The sequence below is a fragment of the Nonomuraea sp. NPDC003201 genome, from assembly GCF_053590415.1.
The window spans coordinates 1-1,530 of record NZ_JBSFTC010000727.1 but is presented as its reverse complement, the minus strand read 5'-3'; the positions used below and the strand labels follow the sequence as shown (position 1 = coordinate 1,530).

The 1,530-nt window shown below is 76.7% G+C and carries 2 protein-coding genes; one reads left to right on the top strand and one right to left on the bottom strand.

Annotation, left to right across the window (positions count from 1 at the left end; genetic code table 11):
- The coding region (locus ACWDX9_RS63180) for an FGGY-family carbohydrate kinase (RefSeq protein ID WP_449973430.1) at positions 1 to 910 on the top strand (910 nt) is incomplete at its 5' end.
- A 51-nt stretch (positions 911 to 961) separates the two neighbouring features.
- On the opposite strand, the gene ACWDX9_RS63175 is transcribed toward ACWDX9_RS63180, so the two are convergent.
- Positions 962 to 1,530 (bottom strand): zinc-binding dehydrogenase (locus tag ACWDX9_RS63175; RefSeq protein WP_449973429.1); only part of this gene is annotated, 569 nt, incomplete at its 5' end.

Genomic DNA, 1,530 nt, shown 5'->3' with positions numbered 1-1,530 from the left:
GATGACGTGGTTCGCCGTGGCGCTGGGGCTGGCCAGCCCGGACCCGGAGACCGCGAGCAACCTGCCGATGATCTTCGTGTTGCTGCCGTTCGTGGAGCCGGTCGGGCCGCTGACCATGCAGGTGAGCGGGGTGACGGCCGGGGTCCCCGTGGTGATCGCGGGCCACGACCACGCGGTGGGGTCGTGGGCGGCGGGGGTGCGGCGACCCGGCGACGTGGCCGACTCCCTCGGCACGGCGGAGGCGGTGATGGTGCTGTCGGACTCCCGCCCGGACTCGCGTACGGGACTGGCCCTCGGCATCACGACCGACCCGTCGCTGGACGGGACCCGCAAGGTGGTCGTCGGCGGCCTGCCCACCAGCGGGGCCATGCTCGACTGGCTGCTCCCCCTCACGGGGAACGGCGAGGCCGGGTACGCGGCGCTGCCCGGACTGCTGGGCGGAGTGCGGTTGCCGACGGGGATCGTGGTGGAGCCGTACCTGCGGGGCCGGGTCGCGCCCGCGCCCGACCCGGCCCGGCGCGTGACGGTGTCGGGGCTCGGGCCCGAGCACAGCCCGGGCGACCTGCTGGCGGCGGCCGTCGAGGGCACCTGCCTGCACGCCCGCTGGATGCTCGACGAGCTCTCCGCCGTCACCGGCACCGCTCCCGAGCGCCTCGTGGTCCTCGGCGGGCAGGTCAGGATCCCGCTGTGGATGCGGGTCAAGGCCGCGCTCTCGCCTGTCCCGGTCGAGGTGGTGCGATCCGATGACGCGGTCTGCGCGGGCGCGGCGCTCGTCGCCGGGCAGGCGGGCGGGTCGCTCGACGACGTGCCCGTGCTCCCCCGCGATCGCCTGCCGCCCGAACCCGAGCTCGCCGCCGCCTACGTCCCCCTCTACGAGCGTTTCCTGGCCTCGGCCCGCACACCCCGATGACGGACCCGACACCTCACGTGACCCCGCATGCCCCGATGACGGACCGGCGCCTCAGGTGACGCGCAGGACGATCCGGCCGCCGGCCGCGCCGGCCGCCTGGCGCTGCCAGGCCGCTCCCGCCTCCTCCAGCGGCACCACCTCGTGGGCCACCGACAGCCGCCCCCGCGCCGCGTGTTCCGCGATCAGCGTGATGGCCTGGGCGCGTTGCTCCCGGGTCAGCTCGTTGTTGGTGTAGCCGAGCACCCGCAGTGACCGGCCGCGCAGGGTGGAGGAGTCGAGCGGGCACGTCTCGGAGGCCGAGCCGCCGAGGTTGACGAGCCGGCCGCCCGGCCGGAGGGTGCGGGCCGCCGCGGCGGCCGGAACGCCGAAGAGCGGGTCGAGCACCAGGTCCACCGGCCCGTCGCAGGCGGCCGAGAGGCGGGCGGCGAGGCCGGCCACGTCCTGCGTGCCGAGCTCCACCACCGCGTCCGCACCCGCCCGCTTCGCCCGTTCCCGGCCTTCGGGAGAGCGGGCGGCCGCGACGACCCGGCGCGCCCGGCGACGGGAGCATGGCCGGGCTGGCGGTGGTGCGTTCGGAGGACCTGGTGGAGCTGCCCGCCGGCGCCGACCCGTACGCCGTC